This is a genomic window from Nitrosomonas ureae (genome assembly GCF_900108305.1).
GTDB classification, from domain to species: Bacteria; Pseudomonadota; Gammaproteobacteria; order Burkholderiales; family Nitrosomonadaceae; genus Nitrosomonas; species Nitrosomonas ureae_B.
Genome location: NZ_FNUX01000065.1, coordinates 1 through 2,139 on the forward strand (window position 1 = coordinate 1; position 2,139 = coordinate 2,139).

The 2,139-nt window shown below is 51.4% G+C and carries 2 protein-coding genes; both read left to right on the plus strand.

Translation table 11 applies throughout. The features are described 5' to 3' along the window. Window positions 1–478 (plus strand): IS66 family insertion sequence element accessory protein TnpB (tnpB, locus tag C4S39_RS15005; RefSeq protein ID WP_258039477.1); only part of this gene is annotated, 478 nt, incomplete at its 5' end. A 62-nt stretch (window positions 479–540) separates the two neighbouring features. Then, window positions 541–2,115 carry an IS66 family transposase gene (tnpC, locus tag C4S39_RS15010; protein WP_041362060.1) on the plus strand — a complete coding sequence of 525 codons (1,575 nt, stop codon included), beginning with the start codon at window positions 541–543 and terminating at the stop codon, window positions 2,113–2,115. Window positions 2,116–2,139 lie beyond the last annotated feature (24 nt).

Here is a 2,139-nt window from a genome sequence, read left to right on the forward strand (position 1 = left end):
CGTTGATACCGGCGAAGATCACACCAGTTGCATCGGTATCAGGTTATTTAAAACTACGCTGTTCAGGGGGTCATACACTCGAACTGTCGACAAATGTTTCACCGCAATGGCTGGGCGAATTATTGAAATGTCTGGATTGATTGCCCCTGTGGGGCAAATCTGGATGGTTGTTGAGCCTGTGGATATGCGCCGGGGTATTGATGGATTATCGCTGATTGTCCAACAGACATTGGGTCATTCACCCTGTGCGGGATCGGCTTTTGTGTTTTGCAATCGTACCCGCAACCGGATGAAGGTGCTGTTATGGGATGGCACTGGCGTCTGGTTATGTCATCGCCGGTTACATCAAGGGCGGTTTGTGTGGCCGAAGTTGGAAGAAGGTTGTTTTGAATTGACCCAATCATACTGGGAATGGCTCATAGCGGGCGTGGACTGGCAGCGTTTGTCGGCATTGCCCCCTGCTCATCTACAGGCATAAGAAATCACTAATAATCTATTATTAACAGATGGTTGGTGTCGTTTTGTAGTATAATGACGACCATGAAACCACTGGCACAGCTTGATCAGTTGAACCTTGATGCACATACCAAACAACAGGTCACTGGAATTGTTCAAGCGCTGCTCGATCAGGCGCAACAAGCTATCCGTGTACAGGAACTCAAGATCCAGGCACTCACGATGGAATTGGCGCATTTGCGCCGTATTCAGTTTGGCAAGAAGAATGAATCGCTGTCATCGCAACCCAACCTGTTTGAAGAATCTGTGCTGGCCGATATTGCAGCTGTTCATGCAGAAATCGAGCAGATTGATGTCACGGTAAAAACTAATGCGCCCAAATCACCGCGTGTACGCGCAGGCCGTCAGCCGCTGCCTGATCATCTGCCACGCATTGAACATCGCCATGAACCGGAATCTTGTCAATGTGGTCAGTGTGGCAACAAACTGGTCAAAATCGGTGAAGATGTGACCGAGCAACTCGATGTGGAGCCGGCCAGGTTCTTCGTTCACCGCCACATTCGGCCACAATATGCCTGCAAATCCTGCGAAACTATCACGGCAGAACCGGTACCACCGGCAATCATTGACAGTGGCATGGCAGCACCTGGTCTGTTAGCCTGGGTGATCACCAGCAAATACCTCAATCATTTGCCACTTTATCGTCTGGAACAGATCGCTGCGCGCGAGCAGGTTACACTATCGCGCTCCACGCTGGCCGAATGGGTGGGCCGCATCGGTGTCGCGCTACAACCGTTGACAGAGCAGTTGAAATGGCACCTTCTGCAAGGCAACACACTTCACGCCGATGAGACACCGGTGACGCAACTGGAACCCGGCAACGGCAAAACGCAGCGCGCTTATCTATGGGCCTATCGCAGCAACGATCTCGATCCTGGCCCGCGCATTGTTGTCTTCGATTATCAAATCAGCCGCAGCGGTCAGCATGCACGTAATTTTCTGCAAAACTGGCAAGGTCATTTGCTGGTCGACGACTATGGCGGCTACAAAGCATTGTTCTCCAGAGCAGCCTTGTCCTGTACTGAGCTGGCGTGTTGGGCGCATGCCAGGCGTAAATTCTTCGACCTGCATCAGGCTAATGGCAGTTCGATGGCATTCGAAGCACTGCAGCGTATCGCCAACTTATACGCCATCGAGAAAGAAAGTAAACACCTGAACATCGAATTACGCCAGCAACTGCGTGCAGAAAAAAGCTTGCCGGTACTCGACGAACTACATGACTGGCTGAGGCAAACCCGAATGCAAACCGCACATGGCGGCGCATCTGCCAAAGCATTGGACTACGCGCTTAAACGCTGGCCGAGTCTGGTGCGCTACGCACACACCGGTTACTTGCCGATCGACAACAATCCGGTGGAAAACTCAATTCGCCCCATAGCGATTGGTAAGAAAAATTGGCTCTTTACAGGATCTCAACGAGCCGGACAACGCGCAGCTAACATTCAAACCCTGCTCGGCACCGCTCAACTCAACGGCCTCAACCCGGGTGCATGGCTTAATGATATCCTCACAAAACTTCCTACCTGGCCTAACAGCCGCATTGACGAGTTGTTGCCATTTGCGCCGGAATTCATTCAATCACTTAAATTGAAGCAATAATAGGTGGTGGGGTTGGACGCTTAC

Bases quoted from the DNA above. Each gene is read 5' to 3' on its own strand.
- tnpC (WP_041362060.1), top strand. From the start codon at position 541: ATGAAACCACTGGCACAGCTTGATCAGTTGAACCTTGATGCACATACC.